This window comes from Methanobacteriaceae archaeon (genome assembly GCA_029219465.1).
GTDB lineage: Archaea > Methanobacteriota > Methanobacteria > Methanobacteriales > Methanobacteriaceae > Methanocatella.
In genome coordinates this window covers 77,714-95,838 of sequence record JAQXTL010000006.1, presented here as the reverse complement: position 1 = coordinate 95,838, position 18,125 = coordinate 77,714, and the positions used below count along the sequence as shown (strand labels likewise).

Genomic DNA, 18,125 nt, shown 5'->3' with positions numbered 1-18,125 from the left:
AATTTTTTTCATTAAATTTAAGTAACCTATTTATAGAATTTTAAACAATACATATTATTGTGATAAAATGGATGGGTTAATGATTAACTGGGCATATGTAATACTTCTATTTGTTTTAGGTTTCATTACATACAATAGACAATCATTGGATTTATTTGGTTCTCTTGTAATGGTCCTTATGGGCATTGTGATTATTTTTTCAGCAGGAGCCAACTGGTTGTTGTTAATTGTTATATTTCTCGTCATGTCTTTGGTTGCTACTAAATTCTCTAGAAAATATAAATTATCTTTAGGAGAATTTGAAGGAAGAAGGACTTCTAAAAATGTTATTTCCAATGGTGTTGTGGCTTGTTTTATGGCAGCATTTGGAGGCTTTTACTCTCCTTTGGTAGGGGGATTTATTGGAGCTATTTCAACAGCAACTACAGATACCTTAGCTTCTGAAATAGGTGTTTTAGATGCTCATCCTCGCTTAATTACTACCTTACAAAAAGTAGATCCTGGAACAAATGGTGCAGTTTCAGTTTTAGGTACCGTATCAGGTATGGCTGGTGCAGTTGTTATTGGTATTGCAGCTTATTTCTTAGGTATAGTTCCAAATCCGGTTTCATCAATCGTTGTTGCTTTAGTTTCCGGAACTATTGGTTGTTTTGGTGACAGTATTTTAGGTGCTCTTTTTGAAAATAGGGGCTGGATTACAAATGAGCATGTTAACTTACTTGCAACAATCTTTGGAGCTATTGTTGGAATTTTATTAATTTAACTTTTTTTTAAATAATTATTTAACTTATTAAAAATAAAAATTACTATAGTATGAATTATAGGTGATATTTATGAAAGGACTTATTTTAATCATGGATGGTATGGGTGACCGTCCTATTAAAGAATTAGGTAATAAAACTCCTTTAGAAGCAGCTAACACTCCTAATATGGATAAAATGGCTGAAGAAGGAATTACTGGTATTATGGATTCAATTGCTCCTGGAATTATTCCTGGAAGTGACACAGCACACCTTTCAATCTTAGGTTACAATCCATATGAAGTATATACTGGAAGAGGTCCATTTGAAGCAAATGGTGTAGGCGTAGATGTTCTTCCTGGCGATATTGCATTTAGATGTAATTTCTCAACCACAGATGATGATTTAATTGTAACTGACAGACGTGCTGGAAGAATCAAAGAAGGTACCAAAGAAATCGTTGAAGAATTAAACAAAATGGTTTTAGAAGACTATCCTGAAATCAAAGTAATATTCAAAGAATCAACTGGTCACAGAGCAGTATTGGTTTTAAGAGGAGAAGGACTTTCAGGAAAAGTAAGTGACGCTGATCCTAAAGTAGAAGGAAACAAACCTAAACAAGTAAAACCTTTAGACGACACTCCTGAAGCTAAAAAAACTGCAGATATCTTAAATAAATTAGTAGTTAAAACCTACGAAATGGTTAAAGACCATCCAGTTAACTTAAAAAGAATTGAAGAAGGCGAACCTCCAGCAAACATCGTAATTCCTCGTGGTGCAGGAGAAGTTCCTGTTGTTGAATCAATCAACGAAAAATACGGCGTAAACGCAGCATGTATTGCAGAAACCGGACTCATTATGGGTATTGGAAGATTTGCAGGAATGGACATCATCGAAATGGAAGATGTAACTGGTGGAATCGATACCAACCTTGAAAACATTCGTGATACTATTGTAGATCAAGTTAAAAACTCTGAACATGACTTCTTTTTAGTAAACATCGACGGAGCAGATGAAGCAGGCCACGACGGTCAAACTAAAGAGAAAAAAGAATTCATAGAAAAAGTCGACAGAGTTATTATGAGTGAATTAATGAAACTTGAAGATGTATATATTTACTTAACTGCTGATCACTCAACTCCTATTTCAGTAATGAACCACTCAGGAGACCCTGTACCTGTTCTTATCAGAGGTCCTGAAGTAAGAGTAGATGACGTTAAAGAATTCTCAGAAGTAGCTTGTGCTAAAGGAGGACTTAACAGAATCAGAGGCGCAGATGTAATGAATATTATGATGGATTTAATGAATTATGCTCATAAATTCGGTGCATAGGTGATATCATGGTGGCTAAAAAACTATTTGGAACCTCTGGAATTAGAGGAAAAGTTGGCTTGGAAGTAACCTGTGAACTTGCATTAAATGTTGGAAAATCCTTAGCTTACTATTTAGGCAATTCTGGAAGCGTTGTTTTAGGTTATGATACAAGAACAACCAACCACATGCTTGATCAGGCAATTTGTGCAGGTTTACTTGAAAGTGGTATTAACGTTATAAAAATTGGTATGGTTCCAACTCCATTAGTTGGTTATGCTACTGAAAAACTCAATGCAGATGCAGGTATAATGTTAACTGCATCCCACAATCCGTCCCCATATAACGGAATCAAATTATGGAATAAAAACGGAATGGCATATACTTCTAAACAGGAAGCAGCTATTGAAGAAATATATGCAAATAAAGATTATATCTCAGTAACATGGGACAAAGTAGGTAAATTAAGTGTTAACAACGAAATCAAAGGTGAATACGTCGATGATTTAGTTGACATGGTTGATATTAAAAAAGGTTTAAAAGTTGTAATTGACTGTGCATCCGGTGCTGGAAGCGAAATATCACCTTTAGTATTTAGAAAAGCAGGATGTGAAGTTACAACCCTTAACTCTCAACCGGACGGATTTTTCCCTGGAAGAAACCCAGAACCTAATGAAGAAAACCTACAAACCTTAATGAAAACTGTAGTGGCTATTGGAGCAGATTTGGGAATTGCTCACGACGGTGATGCAGACAGAATGATTACTGTTGATGAAAAAGGTAATGTTTCACCATTCGACTCACTTTTAGCATTAATTTCAAAAGAATTTGACGGAGATATTGTAACAACCGTTGATGCAGGTTTATGTATGGACGAATCTGTAAAAGGAGATGTCATTAGAACTCCTGTAGGTGATGTAAACGTTGCTGAAGCAATCATTGAAAAAGATGCAAGCTTTGGTGGAGAACCTTCTGGAACATGGTTACACCCAGACTTTTGTATGTGTCCAGACGGAATCCTTTCAGGTTTAAGAATGGCTGAAATCGTCTCAAGAGACGGTAAATTATCTGAATTATTAGATTCAATTCCATCCTATCCGAATATCCGTGAGAAAATAACCTGTTCTAGTGAAGCTAAAATTAAAGTAATGGAAAACATGGAAGAATTACTTACCTCTGCATTTGACGATATTGTTGAAGTAAACCCTCTTGACGGAGTTAGATTAACCTTTGCAGATGACAGTTGGGTACTTGTAAGACCTTCCGGAACTGAAGACTACATTAGAATAACTTTAGAATCTCGTGATGCAAAAAGAGCAGAAGAAATTAAAGATATTTGTGCAAAAATCATTACTGAAAACTTATGAAGAAATCTTTTCTTCAAACTCTTTTTCTTTTTTTCTTTATTTTTCCCTATAATTAGCTTATTTTAGCAAAACTTAATTAATAAGGAACAAGTTAAATATAAATCATAATATTGAAAAAATTTTAGGGGGTAATAATTTGAAAGCAATTATTTTATGTGCTGGTGAAGGGTCCAGAATGAGACCATTAACACTTACCAAGCCCAAAACTATGTTGCCGGTTGCTGGAAAACCGATTATGCAATATAACATAGAATCATTAAGAGAAAACGGCATTACAGATATTTTGCTTATTGTTCGCTACAAAGAAGAAATGGTTAGAAACTATTTCGGTGACGGTAGTGAATTTGGTGTTAATATCACTTATAAAAGGCAAAAAGATTTCTTAGGTACTGCTGATGCAATCTCCTACGGAAAAGATTTCATCGAAGATAGTTTAATTGTTTTAAACGGAGATATTATCTTAGATGATGAAATTATCAGTGATTTTATCAATAAATACGATGATTTAAAACCAGATACATTGATGCTTTTAACTGAAGTTGAAGATCCATCTGCATTTGGTGTTGTAGAAATTGATGAAGGTCATATTAAAAGTATTGTAGAAAAGCCTAAAAAAGAAGAAGCACCAAGTAATTTGGTAAATGCAGGAATCTACATCTTTAATGAAGACATATTTGATAAAATTGAGAAAACTGAAGTTTCCCAAAGAGGCGAATATGAAATTACTGATTCATTAACCATGCAAATTGAAGATGGTAAAAATGTAATGGGTCACAAGACTGATAAAGACTGGATTGATGTTGGTCGCCCATGGGAATTAATTGAAGTTAATGAAGAGCTAATTAAAAACCTTAAAACTGAAATTAAAGGTGAAATTGAAGAAGGAGCTCATATTCACGGAGAAATCTTCTTGGACGAAGGCAGTGTAATTAGAGCTGGTGTATACATCGTAGGTAATGTTTACATTGGTAAAAACTGTGATATAGGTCCTAATTCTTATATCCGTGGTAATTCTTACTTTGGTGACAATGTGCATGTTGGAAATGCTGTTGAAATCAAAAACTCAATAATTATGGAAAATACCAATGTCAGCCACTTAAGCTATGTTGGAGATTCTGTAATTGGTTCTAACTGTAATATTGCAGCAGGAACCAACATTGCAAACTTACGTTTTGACAATAAATCCGTCAAAACAAAAATTAAAGACAAAATGATTGACAGTGGAAGACGTAAATTCGGTTCAATCATTGGAGACTCTGTTAAAACCGGAATCAACTCCAGTTTCTCACCTGGTGTGAAAGTAGGTCATAATGCTACTATTGGTTCTGGAGTTTTATTATATGATGACGTACCTTCTGATACAAGAGTATTAATAAAACAAGATCATATTATTCAAGATAAAAATGAGAAAAAAGAATGAGGCGATATTATGGAACATATTGAAGACTCTATTGTAATATGCCCTGGTGCACAAGTATTTGGTGATGTTGAATTAAGTGAAAACGTATCTATATGGCATGGAGCTATATTAAGAGGAGATACTGACTCTATTACCATTGGAAAAAACTCCAATGTTCAAGACAACTGTGTAGTCCACTGTACTAAAGACTTCCCAGTTGAAATCGGAGAAAACGTATCTATCGGTCACGGAGCAGTTGTACACGGATGTAAAATTGATGATAATGTATTAGTTGGAATGAATGCTACTGTACTTGATGGAGCACACATCTCTAAAAACTCTATTGTTGGAGCAGGTGCTGTTGTAAGTGAAGGTAAGGAATTCCCAGAAAACAGTTTAATTATTGGTGTTCCTGCTAAAGCTATTAAACAATTATCCGACGAACAAGTACAATTGATTCAAAATAATGCAGATAATTACGTAAAACTTTCCAAACAGTATAAGGAAGACTAATTTATGAAAGCAAGAAAAATTGTAGAGGAAATGGATTCATATGTCCCAGGTAAATCCCAAGATGAAATCGCACAGGATTTCGGATTGAAAAAAGAGGACATTATTAAATTAGGATCTAATGAAAATCCATGGGGTCCATCTCCAAAAGCTATGGAAGCGGTTGCTAAAGAAATTGCAGCTATTAACAGATACCCAGAATCACAATTAGGTGAATTAGTATCAGAAATAGCTAAATATTCTGGAGTAGATGATTCTCAGGTGATTATTGGTGGGGATGGTGCTGATGAAATCATTGATGTTTTAGCAAAAACATTTATTGACGAAGGGGATGAATTTATTGTTCCCCTCCCTTCCTATATGTATTATGAATACTTACTCAAACAATACGGCGCAAATCCGGTTTATGCAAGATGGGACGTTGAGAAAAACGAACTCGCCGTTGATTCTATTTATGATGCAATAACTGAAAAAACCAAAATGATTTTCTTGTGCAGTCCAAACAATCCTAACGGTACTTTAATTGACAGAGAAGTATTTATTGACATTGCTTCTAAAAACCCAGATATATTAATCGTTATTGATGAAGCTTACTTTGAATACGCTGAAGTTACCAACAAGGACTTAATCAACGAATTTGATAATATTTTCATTATTCGTACCTTCTCAAAAGTTTTAGGACTTGCAGGAATGAGAATTGGTTACGGTCTTGCATGCTCTCAAATTATTGAGTATATGCACAGAATAAAACCAGTATTTTCTTTAACTAAATTATCATTTGTAGCTGCTCTAAATACTTTAAGAGACACTGAATACATTGAAAATTCAATTAAAAAAGGTATTGAATCAAGACAATTCTTATATGATGAGATTTCAAAAATCGATGGACTTTTCGTATATCCGTCTAAATCAAATTACATGTTAATTAACATAAAAGAAACAGGTTTTACTGCAGCCGAACTTGCATTAGAACTTATGAAAAAAGGTATTATTGTAAGGGATTGTACTTCATTTAAAGGATTAGATGAATTTTGGATTAGGATTAGTATATGTACTCTTGAAGAAGACAAGAAGTTCATTGAAATCCTAAAAGAGGTTTTAGAGTAATGTATATAGGTGGAACAGTTATTTCTTCTGTTGAATTTCATGGAAATATGTCATTAGTTATTTTCATGTCCAAATGCCCATTAGCTTGTAGGTATTGTCATAATGTAGAACTTCTAGAAGACAATACCGAATGGTCTTTTGATAAAATAAAAGAGGAAATTGATTTTTCAGCTGACTTTTTGGATGCTGTTGTTATTTCTGGCGGAGAGCCATTACTACAAGTTGACGCAGTAATAGAAATATTAACATATGTTCGCCAAATTGGATTAAAAACAAAACTAGACACTAGCGGAATTTATCCAGACAATCTTAAAAAGATATTAGATTTAGATTTACTTGATTATGTTTCATTAGACGTTAAAACAACATTTCCAAAGTATAAAAAAATTACTGGTGCAAATGTGGGTTTTAACGTTAAAAAATCAATGAATTTAATAAACGAGTCTGGAGTGCACTTAGAAATAAGAACAACTTACGTTCCAACACTACACACAAAAAAAGACATTTATCATTTAGTAGATGAAATCCAAGCAGATGTTTATACTATTCAGCAATTTAGAAATAAAAACGTATTAGACCCTAATTTGGAAAAAGTTAGAGTTCCAAATCCACATGATTTGGAAAATTTAGCCCGTGAAATAAAACCATATTTTGACGGTATTGTGAAAATTAAATCAGCAGAATTCGGAGAACAAGTAATTAATTGAGGTGTATCATGCCTATTTTATCATTTTCAAGTAACGATATTGATGTTATCACTGGTAAAAAAACTAGAACTATACGTAAAGCATGGAAAACACCTCTTAAAGTCGGAGACAGGCTTTATTGTTACTGGAATTTAGTATCAAAAGAAAAAATGAAAATTTTTGAAGCTTTTGTTACTCAAATCGAAGATATCTCCTTTAGTGAACTTGATGGTAATGATGAAATAGCTCGCCAGGAAGGCTTTAAAGATTCTAAAGAAATGTTAAAAGAATTTAAAAAGATGTATGGTGGGCGTATCGATCCTTTGGAAAAATTTCAAATAATATATTTTGAAAAAATCCCTATCGATGACTGGAAAGGAGATAAAATCGATGAAAAAGCAATGATTTCCAAAAGAGCAGATATTCTCTTTGACAGCGGTAAATTTGACAAATCCACAATGTGTTATGATGCTGCTTTGAGATTGGATCCTCATGATGTTTATTTGTTAAATAAGCAGGGAGATAACCTATCAAGGCTAGGCAGGTTTATGGATGCTATTGAGTGTTATGATAAGGCATTGATGATTGAACCTGACAACATTTACATCCTAAACAACAAGGCAATTGCTCTTTTAAACTCAGGAAACATTAACGAAGCTTTAAAGGTAAGTAATATTGCTTATAACTACCGTCCAAGCAGTCCAATTGTTCTTTATTGGAGAGGATTTATCTTTGAAATGCTTGGAAGATATGAAGACTCTCTAAAGGTTTATGATAAGTTAATAGTAATTGACAGTGAAAATCCTGAAGTGTGGAATTCCCGTGGAAACCTTTTAACTGATATGGGAATGCTTGAAGAAGCTATTGAATCTTTCAATAAAGCTGTTGAAGTTTGTTTGGATGATTCAGAAATGGATGCTGCAGCTATTAACAGAATGGGTAATGCTTATATTGATATTGGAAAACTTGACGATGCTTTAGATTGTTTTAATAAAGCAATTTCTTTGGAAAAAAATAATATTGATTTTTTACTAAACAAAGGTGTTGTTTTAATGGAACTTGGAAAATTCGAAGAAGCAGTTGACAGTTTTAATAGGGTATTACTTAGAAGTCCTGATAATGAGGATGCATTTTTCTTAAAAGAGGAATGTTTAGAATATCTCTAAACTTACTTTTTTTAAAATTTGTAAAAACTACCATATGTTAACTATTTTGTATACATGCAGTGTGTGTTTTTTGATGTTTTCTTTATTTTTTTTATTTTTGAAAAATCAATTATTTTTTCTTAATTTAATATTTTTTAGTGTTATTGCAAATTATTATAATATTTTTTTATCATATTTTATTACAATTAAGTATTATCCAGATATTTTTAAAAAACACTGAATATTGTTTTTTTAGCCTATAGAATAATCCTTAGGCGATAATATGTATGTTTATATAGTATAGTATAAAGATATGATAATGTACATTTTTTAATAATGCTATTTGCATCATCTTATTAAATTTTTAATAATTTTTTGTTTAAATGGTTTTTTGAAAATGTATTGGTGATTTATTATGTTGTCTAAAAGAAAAATAATGATATTTACGCTAGTGCTATCTCTAGTACTTGGGATGTCTTTCGTCTCTGCTAGTGATAACTCTGCCGATTTTTCTTTAAATTCAACTGATATATCTCAGAATAGATGGACGAATTATCTGTAAGCTCTGATAGTCTTGGAGCTTCAGCTATTGAAAACGATAACGCTAACTTTAATCTACAAGCCGCAGCAAATCCTGAATTATTAGGTGCTACTATTACTCCTGCAGGCCAGACCTTTGCTGATATTCAAAATGCTATTGATTCAGCTAGTGATGGTGATACTATCTATTTGTCTTGTTTATATACTGGTTCTTCCACAATTAGTAATTCTAAAAAATTAACTTTTATTGGTAATCCTTTAGTTGCTGTTTTATTAGCTCTTTTACTTATCCCTGTATCTATTAGAAGAAGAAAATAAAATTTAAACTTAAATAGGGTTTGGATTAATCTCCACAACCTAGTATTTATTTTTTTTAATAATCCTTAACTTATTCTAATTATATTTTTTTAATAGATTTAACTAACTAACGTTAGTTTTATATATTTTGAATACTAACTATTAGTTATGACACAGAGAAATACTAAGGAAAAAATTTTTGATGTATCACTCGAATTATTTTCACAAAAAGGATTTAACAACACCTCTGTAAGACAAATAGCCCGTGAAGTAGGTATTAAGGAAAGTTCAATTTATAATCACTATCCTTCAAAACAAGCTATTTTAGATGAAATCCTAAAAACTTTTCAAAATCAACTTATAATTTATGATGCTGATGAAGCACTTATGGATGAATTATTAGAAAAAGATCCTTTATTATTCTATAAAACCGGCTCAGGTATGTTTAGACAGCAGCTTAAAAATGAAAAGGCAATGAAAATTCTCAGACTTTTATTTATTCAAATGTATCATGATGATAGTATTGCTGAGTATTTCTATGATTTTCTTTTTCAAAAACCTTTGGAGTTTTGGACTTCAATTTTTGACAAGTTAATTGAAAATGGAATTGTTAAAGATGAATTTGATCCGGCAATGTTGGCAAGAGAATACTATGCATATCCTATGTTTTTGTTAATGGAGATTTTCATTCAAAATAACTCTTTCCCAGATGAAGATTTGGATGAATTATTCAAGCAATCAGAAGAACATGTTAACTTTATTCTTAAGGCTGTGATGATTTAATGGATTGTCCACTTCCATACCAAATAAAAGATGACTACTATATAGATGTCAATGATTTTGCAGAGGATTTTATTAAATTTTCAAATACTTTAGGTATTGATGATTTATCACAAATGCTTGAGTTGCTACTTATTGGTGTTTATTGGGAAGTCTACAAAAAAGATGCATTGATTTTATCTAAAAGATCTCATGATGTACTTGCAACATTGTCAAGTTTGAGAAATAAGTCTAAAATGAGCAAAGATTTGATTGATGATGTAAGAGGAATGTTACTTACAAAAGAATTTTCAAAAGATAATGGTGAAAATGACTTTGATTTGAATAAATATAATTTAACATTGTTGTTTGACTATTTAGAAGCTACTGGAGATTTTGTTTATCAATTGCCACATTTAAGAAAGTATGAAAACAATATTTCACCAGATTTCTTTGAAAAATGTGGGCAGTTATCCGAGTGGTTTTTTAAAAATTCACATAAATATCTTGCTTCATATACACTAGGATTTGAAGACTATTTCACAATGAATGATGGTACTCATAAAATGAAAGAAGATATAATATTTTTTAACAGTCCTGTGGAACTATATTATTTAAACATGCTTGGAGCTAATTTAATGAATAGAATCTTTCGTTCAGATTTTCAGTTGAGAAAAAGAAAGGCATTACTTCTACCTTCATGTATGACAATATTAAAAGATAAGTGCAGGGCAAAAGATACTCCTCTTGGTCCAACATGTGTGGGGTGTAATAAAAATTGTAATGTGTATAAAATAGCTAAAGATTTCCCACATGAATTATATCTTATTGGACATAATTCCGACTCACTAAAAGGAGCAACAAAAAAAGATTTAGAAGAACTTGGTATCATTGGTGTTACCTGTGTTTTAAACCTCATATCTGGAGGTTATCAGTCAGCAGGTATGGGAATTCCTCCTCAATGTGTATTGTTAAACCATGTTTCATGTTCCAAACACTGGTTAAGTGAGGATTGTCCATCAACAATTGACGTCCAAGAACTTTCAAATAAAATTTAATTTACATATTTTTTTATTAAGCTAATTCCCCAAGCGGCCATTTCATCAGCTTGCTTTTGGGAATTTCCTTCAGAATAGCTTCTAAATATAGGTTCTGTTCCTGAAGGTCTAATAATTACCCAACCACCATCTTTGAATATTTTAACACCGTCTGTAGTGTCAAGTTCATAATCAGTGGTCTTTTTAACTTCATCAGCAATGCTGTTCATTACTTCTTCTTTTAAATCATCAGCACATTCAGTTTTCATTTTAGCTGAGTAGTATACTGGTAATTCAGATACTAACTGTGATAATGTTTTCTTTTCTTTTGCAATTATTTCTAAAAGTTTAGCTACTGTTAGGGCAGCATCTCTTCCGTAAACAAATTCTGGGAAAATTAAACCACCGTTTTCTTCTCCTCCGAAAAGACCGTCAGTATCTTTTAATTTACGTGCTACAAGTAAATCTCCAACAGCAGTAGCAATAACTTCTCCGTTGTACTCTTCAGCAATGTCGTAAATAGCCTGTGAGGTTGCAACGGTTGTTACGATTGTTCCACCATTGTTTTCTTTAAGCATTTGCTTTTCAACTAAAGTAAATGTCTTGTCTCCTAAAACAAAAGCACCATTTTCATCAATACAAATGGTTCTGTCAGCATCACCGTCATGAGCAAGACCAATGTCTGCATTTAATTCTTTTACAACAGAAATGAGTTCCTGTAAGTTTTCTTCAATTGGTTCTGGGTCACGACCTGGGAAAAATCCGTCAGCCTGGCAGTTAAGAGTAGTTACGTCACATCTAAGTTCTCTTGCCAAGTATGGTGCTGTAAATGAACCTGCACCTGATCCAGTATCAATAACTACTTTTAAGTTAGCTTCTTTGATTGCATCAACATCAACATGAGACATTGCAGTGTGAATGTATTCTTCAATAATATTTTCATTAGTGTATTTCTCACCAATCTCGCTCCAGTGTGCTCTTATTGGTTCGCTGTCAAAATAAAGACTTTCAATTTCAAGTTCAATATCGTCTGGAAGTCCAATACCAAACTCGTCTAAGAATTTAAGTCCGTTAAATTTAGGTGGATTGTGGCTAGCAGTAATCATGATTCCACCATCATAATACTGTCTTACTGCATATTGAACAGCAGGGGTTGGTAATGTTCCTAAATCTACAGCATCACAACCTGCTGAGAGTAAACCTGCTATAACTGCATCTTTTAACATTTGGCTAGTGGTTCTTGTATCTGCACCAACTGCGATTTTACCTTTAACAACACTTCCATAACATGCTGCTAATCTTGTTGCAAACTCGGGAGTTAAAACATCATTTGCAGTTCTTCTAACTCCAAAAGTTCCAAATAATCTTTTTTTAGTAGCCATAATTTAATTCCTTTTTTAATTAATTAGATACTATATCTGAATTTTTTTAAATAAATATCTTGTTAATTAATAATTCTAAGACTGTCACCACTTGATAATATCAATTCCAAATCGTTTTTATATTCGGTTATTGTCCCTACAACTTCCACTTTGTTGTTTTCAAAATCTTCAATATCCAAATTTCTTGATGTAATTTCAGATACCTGTTTTTCAAAGATGATTAACGTGATTTTGGCTTTTCCATCACTTATTGTTAAAAAGTAGTTTGTTTTTGAACTTGACTGTGCAATATCAGTTATTACTCCCTGGATTGATACTTTTTCATCAATCATTGACCTTGTAATGTCTTTAATGTCCACTTTTTTAACTTCAATTGATGGTGTAAACAGAATTAATCCGATTATTCCGATTAATGCAGTTATTAGTGCAATTCTCAATAATTTTTCATCAGTAATTTCCATGCTTTTTTAATTATATTTTTAAAATTAAATACCTGATAGGATTTTAATTTGTAAAATTTATCTAATATGGGAAATATAATAGTTTTTATGTTTGAAGATTTAACAAAAACAGAATTGTATGCAATTTTGACAGGTATTTTTACTGCATGTTTGATTGTATCAAATATTACTGCAGGTAAAACATTTGATTTCTTCTCATTTACTCTACCTTGTGCAGTAATCATTTTTCCAGTAATCTACATTGTCAATGATGTGCTTGCAGAAGTTTACGGCTATAATAAGGCACGTAAAGTTATTTTACTTGGATTTTTCATGAATCTTGTTGCTGTTATTTGTTATAATATAACTATCTGGCTTCCAGCACCAGTATTTTTTGAAAATTCACAGGCTTTTAGCATAGTTTTAAGTTCAACTTTAAGACTTTTAATAGCTAGTTTTGCAGCATATCTTGTCGGATCTTTGGTTAATGCAAAAGTAATGGTTTATCTTAAAAAATGGGATGAAAAAAAACTCTTTTTTAGATGTGTTGTTTCAACATTGTTTGGTGAAGGTCTTGATGCATTAATATTTATTACAATTGGTTTTTTAGGTACTATGCCTTTAGAAGCATTAATTGTGATGATTGTGGTTCAGGCAATCTTTAAAACAGGTTATGAAATCATCATATATCCTGTTACAAGATTAGTAATAACTAAGGTTAAAAAATTACCGGAGATTTAATTTCCAGTATTATACATGGAAATTAATCTCTCAACAGTGTCCACATCCATTGGACCTTTATCTTTTCTTATATTTTTAACAACAGGGAATCTTAAGGAATATCCTGTTTCGTATTCTGGTGATTCAACGATTTCAGAAAATGCGATTTCTAAAACAATTTTCGGTTCAACAATAATCTCACGTCCTTTTGTTGAAATCTCAAGTTCTTTCATCTTGTTGGTTAAATATTCCAATGTTGCATCGTCAAGACCAGTTGCAGCATATGCTACACTTTTAAACTCGTTGTTTTCATCTCTAAGTGCAACTAAATAAGACCCAACGAAATCTCCTCTTTTTCCAATTCCATAGGTTCCACCAATAATGATCATATCAAGTGTTTCAGGTTCTGCTTTGTATTTAAGCATTTTTTTACCTCTAAGACCTGGAATATATGGTTCATAAGCGTCTTTAATCATAATTCCTTCGTGACCATCTCTAATTGAGGTTTCAAATAGCTGTTGAATCTCGTCAATATTGTCAGGAGTTCCTATTTTCATTGTACTTAAATTCATCTCATCAACAGAAGTATCCACAATAGACTCAAGAATGTTTCTTCTGTTTTTAAGAGGCTCATCAATCATTGGAACTTGATAATACATTACGTCAAACAGGTATACTTTTAAAGGAACATTTTCAATAGCTTCTTCAACATTATGTTTTCTTCTAACTCTGTGAAGGATGTTTTGGAAAGGTAGAGGTTTTCCATTTCTTGTTGCAATAACTTCACCTTCCACAATATAATCATCATGAGGTAAGTGTTCATCAAATAACTCAACAATCTCTGGAAGAGCGTGTGTGATGTTTTCAAGCCTTCTTGTAAAGATTTTAATCTCATCATTTGATCTGTGAACCTGGAGTCTGATACCGTCATATTTGGTATCACAAATTGCCATCCCCATCTCCGGAATAATCTCTTCTAGAGGTGGTGCAAGCTGAGCAAGCATAGGTTTTACCGGATTTCCTGGAGTAAGGTTAAGTTTTTCTAAACCGGCACTTCCCTGTTCTTTTGCAGTTCTTGCAACAACGGAAAAGTCATTTGTAAGCATCTGTGCTCTTTCAACAACTTTTTTATCAATGTTGAATGCCTGTGCAATTGCATCTCTAACTACTCCATCTCCTACACCAATTCTTAACTCCTCTGTTATTGTACGGGTTAAGTATTTAGCTTCTGTTGGGCTTGCTTGGCTTAACAATTCTAAAATAACTGCAATTTTACGATTAGTAGAACGTGAACCTTTAATTTGTGATAATTTACGTAAGCTGTTGAATACAAAATCAATTGTCAATGGCTGTGAGAAGAATGTCATCTGGGTTTTTTTAGCATATAATTTAATACATGCAAGACCAATATCTCCTTCGTCACGAACAGCATCTTCTACTGCAGCCTGTGTTGTTCCAACAGCTTCAGCTACTGCTCTTTCAACTAATTTTCCACCAATACCAATCTCTTCTGAACTCCAAGCCGGAAATACAACTCCTAAAATCAAAAGTCCAACTTTTTCAATGGTTTCTTCATCTAATTTTTTTAGAAAATCTGAAATGATTTGTGTTTTTTCAAGCCTTTTGGTTGTTGCCTCAAGACTTGAGTAAACATCTACTAATTCTTGATATTTCATTAGAAATCGCCTTTAGCTATTTTAACTGCACAGTATTCTCCGCACATTGCACACATTTCATTGTCATCAAGTCCACATTTTTCACGGTATGTTCTTGGTTTGGATTTGTCAAGTGCGAGACTAAATTGTTTTTCCCAGTCAAATTCTTTTCTTGCTTTTGCCATTGCACGTTCCTGAGTCCATGCAGATTCAAGACCTTTAGCAACATCTGCAGCTTCTGCAGCTATTTTTGATGCAATTACTCCTTCTTTAACATCTTCCAAGCTTGGAAGTGATAAGTGTTCTGCAGGGGTTACATAACAAAGGAAGTTAGCTCCTGCAGATGCAGCTATTGCTCCTCCGATTGCTCCTGTGATATGATCATAACCTGGTGCAAGATCAGTTACAAGAGGTCCTAATACGTAAAATGGAGCTCCGTGACAAATGGTTTTTTGGATTTCCATATTTGCCTTGATTTGATTTAGTGGCATGTGTCCTGGTCCTTCAACCATTACCTGAACATTTGCATCCTGTGCTCTTTTAACAAGACCTCCTAAGTTTACAAGCTCTTGAATTTGAGGGATATCACTTGCATCAGCTAAACAACCTGGTCTTAAACCGTCACCTAATGATAATGTAATGTCATATTCATAAGATAATTCTAAAAGGTAATCGTAATTTTCATATAATGGGTTTTCCATGTCATTATGATTGATCCAGGAAGCCATGAATGTTCCTCCACGACTTACAATACCCATCATCCTGTTTGCTGCTTTTAATTTCTCAACTAAGTCTTTAGTGATTCCGCAGTGGAGTGTCATAAAGTCAACTCCTTCTTTTGCCTGATTTTCGATTGCTTTGAAGATATCGTCAGGATCCATGTCAATGATTTCCTTATTCTTGTTAAGGGTTACAACACCTGCTTCATAAATAGGAACGGTTCCAATACAGATATCTACTGCATCCATGATTTTTTTTCTAAATAATTTCAAATCAGAACCTGTTGATAAATCCATCAATGCATCTGCACCGTATTCTTGTGCTAATTTCGCTTTATTGATTTCTAATTCAATATCATCAATTTTTGAAGATGAACCAATATTTGCATTGATTTTAGTTTTAAGACCTTCCCCAATACCACATGGTTTTGAGTGTCCATTAATGTTTTTTGGAATTACGACTTTTCCTAAGTCTATTAATCTAGCTAATTTATTTACATCAATATTTTCTTGTTTTGCAACAATCTCCATTTCTGGAGTGATATTGCCTTTTTGTGCTTCACTTTTTTGAGTCAAGTTTATCCCTCGTTTTTTGACTAATCAATATTAATTATATAGGTTCAAATATATAGAATTAATTAAATTGTATTTATTTAGGATGTGTTTAATATAAAGGTTATATTTTTTGATACTGAAACAAGCGGGCTTGACTGTTCCAGGTGCAATATTATTGAACTTGCTCTTCTTACAGTTGAAGATGGGGTTATTACAGAAACCTATGATGAATTTATTGATGTTGGAGTGCCAATTTCTAGAAAAATATCTGATTTAACTGGAATTACTAATGAAATGATAAAAAATGAAGGTATTGATGAAAAATCTGCTGCTTTGGACTTAAAACAAAGACTTACTCCAGATACTTTGATGATTGCTCACAACTGTCAGTTTGACTTGCAGTTCCTCTATTCTTTGTTAAAACGTCATTTTCCACAAGAAGCAGATGAAATTGTTTCTAGTCTAAACTGGATAGATACAGTATCAATATTAAAAGACAGAAAGGAGTTTCCTCATAAGTTAATTGATGCAGTTAACTATTATGAAGTTCCTGAAGTTAATTTCCACAGAGCTATTGATGATACAAAAGCATTATATGAAGTAACTAAAAAAATGAAAGAAGAACGTGATGATTTATTGGATTATGTTAATGTTTTCGGATATAATCCTAAATATGGTGTAAGTGGAAAGAGATTTGAGTTTATTGAATATAAATCCCAAAAGTTCCACCAAAGAATTGTAGCTCCTGAATTTACTCTTCCTAATAAAAAATTCTAAATTAAAGGATGAGGTAAATCAGGATTGTCTTTTTTAGGTTTTTCCCCACCAATCTTTTTTAAACGCATCTCAAGGAATTTTTTACCATTTTCGGTTCTTGCATATATTGGTATGGACTGACCTACTGTTTTTATACTTTCTTTTTGTCCAATTTTGCGAATATTTTTAGAAGCACAAGCTGTTGTGACGTCACATGCGTCAAATAGTTTTCTTGCATCTTCAGGATTCTTTTTAGAAGTGTGCACTACAAAAACATAAATGTTAACATCAGGATGTTCATCTCTTATTTTTTCAATTTCATCAATATCGCTTGCTAATGTTACTGTAACTGCAATATTTTTATATCCTTTAGCTATTGCAAGTTTTATTCCACTTGGCTGGTCGATTTTAGCAGTTTTGGAATCTACAATGTTTTCGCTACCTATTTTTTCAATTAATTCTGGTATTGGGCTGGTTTTAACAAGTCCGGATACTCTTCCACCAATTCCTTGAACAAGTTCTGCTTCATCAACAATTAATGTTCCACATCCTTCTAAAACCATTACAACACAGTCAATTTCATTTTCATCAATTAATGTGCACATGATTTCAGAAATTCCAAAATTAAGATAGTCTTTCATTCTTAACTGGCGTTTAGAAGTACACATTCCAAAATCGTCAATTCTAAACTGCATATTTTTAGCTATTACTTCTGGTGTTAGTTTTTTAATTCCTCTGTGGTGATCAAAAAGAGGACAATATTCAACTTCAGGTTCAGTTACATCAATAACATTGCCGTCTTTTATTGTTACTTTACTTAATCCTAATGCTTCGATAATATGTTCGCTCATGATTAAGAATATTGTTAAATTTGTTATTTAAAAGTGTGTTAAAAATAGTAATTGGAGGTTAGGGAGAGATTGTTTTTATCTCTCCCAATTATATGGTCAGATATTATTTATAGAGGTTAATATGAAATATAGGAAGAAATGTTATTCTT

The 18,125-nt window shown here is 32.6% G+C and carries 18 protein-coding genes; 13 read left to right on the top strand and 5 right to left on the bottom strand.

The features are described from left to right. Positions 1 to 67: 67 nt before the first annotated feature. The 11 genes from PUD86_05195 to PUD86_05145 all read left to right on the top strand — a co-directional run bounded on the left by PUD86_05195 (position 68) and on the right by PUD86_05145 (position 10,919). Complete coding sequence (locus tag PUD86_05195) at positions 68 to 763, top strand: TIGR00297 family protein (GenBank protein MDD6776667.1); 696 nt, start codon at positions 68 to 70, stop codon at positions 761 to 763. Positions 764 to 833: 70 nt separating this feature from the next. Beyond that, positions 834 to 2,072: a 2,3-bisphosphoglycerate-independent phosphoglycerate mutase gene (locus tag PUD86_05190; GenBank protein MDD6776666.1), complete on the top strand. Its 1,239-nt coding sequence runs from the start codon at positions 834 to 836 to the stop codon at positions 2,070 to 2,072. Between the two features lie 8 nt (positions 2,073 to 2,080). Then, positions 2,081 to 3,418: a phosphoglucosamine mutase gene (glmM, locus tag PUD86_05185; protein MDD6776665.1), complete on the top strand. Its 1,338-nt coding sequence runs from the start codon at positions 2,081 to 2,083 to the stop codon at positions 3,416 to 3,418. A gap of 136 nt (positions 3,419 to 3,554) precedes the next feature. Continuing rightward, positions 3,555 to 4,838: a sugar phosphate nucleotidyltransferase gene (locus PUD86_05180; protein ID MDD6776664.1), complete on the top strand. Its 1,284-nt coding sequence runs from the start codon at positions 3,555 to 3,557 to the stop codon at positions 4,836 to 4,838. Between the two features lie 9 nt (positions 4,839 to 4,847). Then, positions 4,848 to 5,330, top strand: coding sequence for a gamma carbonic anhydrase family protein (locus tag PUD86_05175; GenBank protein ID MDD6776663.1), 483 nt, complete (start codon positions 4,848 to 4,850; stop codon positions 5,328 to 5,330). 3 nt (positions 5,331 to 5,333) lie between these two features. After that, positions 5,334 to 6,434, top strand: coding sequence for a histidinol-phosphate transaminase (gene hisC, locus PUD86_05170; protein MDD6776662.1), 1,101 nt, complete (start codon positions 5,334 to 5,336; stop codon positions 6,432 to 6,434). Next, a complete protein-coding gene (locus tag PUD86_05165; GenBank protein ID MDD6776661.1) occupies positions 6,434 to 7,141 on the top strand; it encodes an anaerobic ribonucleoside-triphosphate reductase activating protein in 708 nt (235 codons plus the stop codon). The genes hisC and PUD86_05165 overlap by 1 nt, the downstream gene beginning before the upstream one ends. An 8-nt stretch (positions 7,142 to 7,149) precedes the next feature. Next, positions 7,150 to 8,286, top strand: coding sequence for a tetratricopeptide repeat protein (locus tag PUD86_05160; GenBank protein ID MDD6776660.1), 1,137 nt, complete (start codon positions 7,150 to 7,152; stop codon positions 8,284 to 8,286). A gap of 522 nt (positions 8,287 to 8,808) precedes the next feature. Continuing rightward, positions 8,809 to 9,123, top strand: coding sequence for a hypothetical protein (locus tag PUD86_05155; protein ID MDD6776659.1), 315 nt, complete (start codon positions 8,809 to 8,811; stop codon positions 9,121 to 9,123). Between the two features lie 147 nt (positions 9,124 to 9,270). Beyond that, entirely contained in the window at positions 9,271 to 9,885 is a 615-nt protein-coding gene (locus tag PUD86_05150) for a TetR/AcrR family transcriptional regulator (protein MDD6776658.1), read from the top strand. After that, positions 9,885 to 10,919 carry a DUF116 domain-containing protein gene (locus PUD86_05145; GenBank protein ID MDD6776657.1) on the top strand — a complete coding sequence of 345 codons (1,035 nt, stop codon included), beginning with the start codon at positions 9,885 to 9,887 and terminating at the stop codon, positions 10,917 to 10,919. Before PUD86_05150 ends, PUD86_05145 begins: the two co-directional genes overlap by 1 nt. Here the strand turns inward: PUD86_05145 and glmM (PUD86_05140) are convergent. Further along, positions 10,916 to 12,280, bottom strand: a complete 1,365-nt coding sequence (gene glmM, locus PUD86_05140; protein MDD6776656.1) for a phosphoglucosamine mutase — start codon at positions 12,278 to 12,280, stop codon at positions 10,916 to 10,918. The genes PUD86_05145 and glmM (PUD86_05140) overlap by 4 nt on opposite strands. A 62-nt stretch (positions 12,281 to 12,342) precedes the next feature. After that, positions 12,343 to 12,741, bottom strand: a complete 399-nt coding sequence (locus PUD86_05135; GenBank protein MDD6776655.1) for an exodeoxyribonuclease VII large subunit — start codon at positions 12,739 to 12,741, stop codon at positions 12,343 to 12,345. A gap of 87 nt (positions 12,742 to 12,828) precedes the next feature. On the opposite strand from PUD86_05135, the gene PUD86_05130 reads away from it, so the two are divergent. After that, entirely contained in the window at positions 12,829 to 13,461 is a 633-nt protein-coding gene (locus PUD86_05130; protein ID MDD6776654.1) for a queuosine precursor transporter, read from the top strand. Here the strand turns inward: PUD86_05130 and PUD86_05125 are convergent. Both PUD86_05125 and thiC read right to left on the bottom strand, forming a co-directional pair. Further along, the gene (locus PUD86_05125; protein ID MDD6776653.1) at positions 13,458 to 15,116 is read right to left on the bottom strand and encodes an ATP-dependent DNA ligase; all 1,659 of its coding nucleotides are present in this window, start codon (positions 15,114 to 15,116) and stop codon (positions 13,458 to 13,460) included. The genes PUD86_05130 and PUD86_05125 overlap by 4 nt on opposite strands. After that, complete coding sequence (thiC, locus tag PUD86_05120) at positions 15,116 to 16,390, bottom strand: phosphomethylpyrimidine synthase (protein ID MDD6776652.1); 1,275 nt, start codon at positions 16,388 to 16,390, stop codon at positions 15,116 to 15,118. Before thiC ends, PUD86_05125 begins: the two co-directional genes overlap by 1 nt. Before the next feature lie 84 nt (positions 16,391 to 16,474). Here thiC and PUD86_05115 point away from each other — a divergent pair, with 84 nt between their 5' ends. Beyond that, positions 16,475 to 17,146, top strand: a complete 672-nt coding sequence (locus PUD86_05115; protein ID MDD6776651.1) for a 3'-5' exonuclease — start codon at positions 16,475 to 16,477, stop codon at positions 17,144 to 17,146. Here PUD86_05115 and PUD86_05110 read toward each other — a convergent pair. Further along, the gene (locus PUD86_05110) at positions 17,143 to 17,976 is read right to left on the bottom strand and encodes a DUF2099 family protein (GenBank protein MDD6776650.1); all 834 of its coding nucleotides are present in this window, start codon (positions 17,974 to 17,976) and stop codon (positions 17,143 to 17,145) included. The two genes, PUD86_05115 and PUD86_05110, sit on opposite strands and share 4 nt — an antisense overlap. Between the last annotated feature and the right edge of the window lie 149 nt (positions 17,977 to 18,125).

Excerpts from the sequence above, each read along its gene's own strand:
- PUD86_05195 (MDD6776667.1), top strand. The coding sequence starts at position 68 with ATGGATGGGTTAATGATTAACTGGGCATATGTAATACTTCTATTTGTT.
- PUD86_05190 (MDD6776666.1), top strand. The coding sequence starts at position 834 with ATGAAAGGACTTATTTTAATCATGGATGGTATGGGTGACCGTCCTATT.
- glmM (MDD6776665.1), top strand. The coding sequence starts at position 2,081 with ATGGTGGCTAAAAAACTATTTGGAACCTCTGGAATTAGAGGAAAAGTT.
- PUD86_05175 (MDD6776663.1), top strand. The coding sequence starts at position 4,848 with ATGGAACATATTGAAGACTCTATTGTAATATGCCCTGGTGCACAAGTA.
- hisC (MDD6776662.1), top strand. The coding sequence starts at position 5,334 with ATGAAAGCAAGAAAAATTGTAGAGGAAATGGATTCATATGTCCCAGGT.
- PUD86_05165 (MDD6776661.1), top strand. The coding sequence starts at position 6,434 with ATGTATATAGGTGGAACAGTTATTTCTTCTGTTGAATTTCATGGAAAT.
- PUD86_05160 (MDD6776660.1), top strand. The coding sequence starts at position 7,150 with ATGCCTATTTTATCATTTTCAAGTAACGATATTGATGTTATCACTGGT.
- PUD86_05155 (MDD6776659.1), top strand. The coding sequence starts at position 8,809 with ATGGACGAATTATCTGTAAGCTCTGATAGTCTTGGAGCTTCAGCTATT.
- PUD86_05150 (MDD6776658.1), top strand. The coding sequence starts at position 9,271 with ATGACACAGAGAAATACTAAGGAAAAAATTTTTGATGTATCACTCGAA.
- PUD86_05145 (MDD6776657.1), top strand. The coding sequence starts at position 9,885 with ATGGATTGTCCACTTCCATACCAAATAAAAGATGACTACTATATAGAT.
- glmM (MDD6776656.1), bottom strand. The coding sequence starts at position 12,280 with ATGGCTACTAAAAAAAGATTATTTGGAACTTTTGGAGTTAGAAGAACT.
- PUD86_05135 (MDD6776655.1), bottom strand. The coding sequence starts at position 12,741 with ATGGAAATTACTGATGAAAAATTATTGAGAATTGCACTAATAACTGCA.
- PUD86_05130 (MDD6776654.1), top strand. The coding sequence starts at position 12,829 with ATGTTTGAAGATTTAACAAAAACAGAATTGTATGCAATTTTGACAGGT.
- PUD86_05125 (MDD6776653.1), bottom strand. The coding sequence starts at position 15,116 with ATGAAATATCAAGAATTAGTAGATGTTTACTCAAGTCTTGAGGCAACA.
- PUD86_05110 (MDD6776650.1), bottom strand. The coding sequence starts at position 17,976 with ATGAGCGAACATATTATCGAAGCATTAGGATTAAGTAAAGTAACAATA.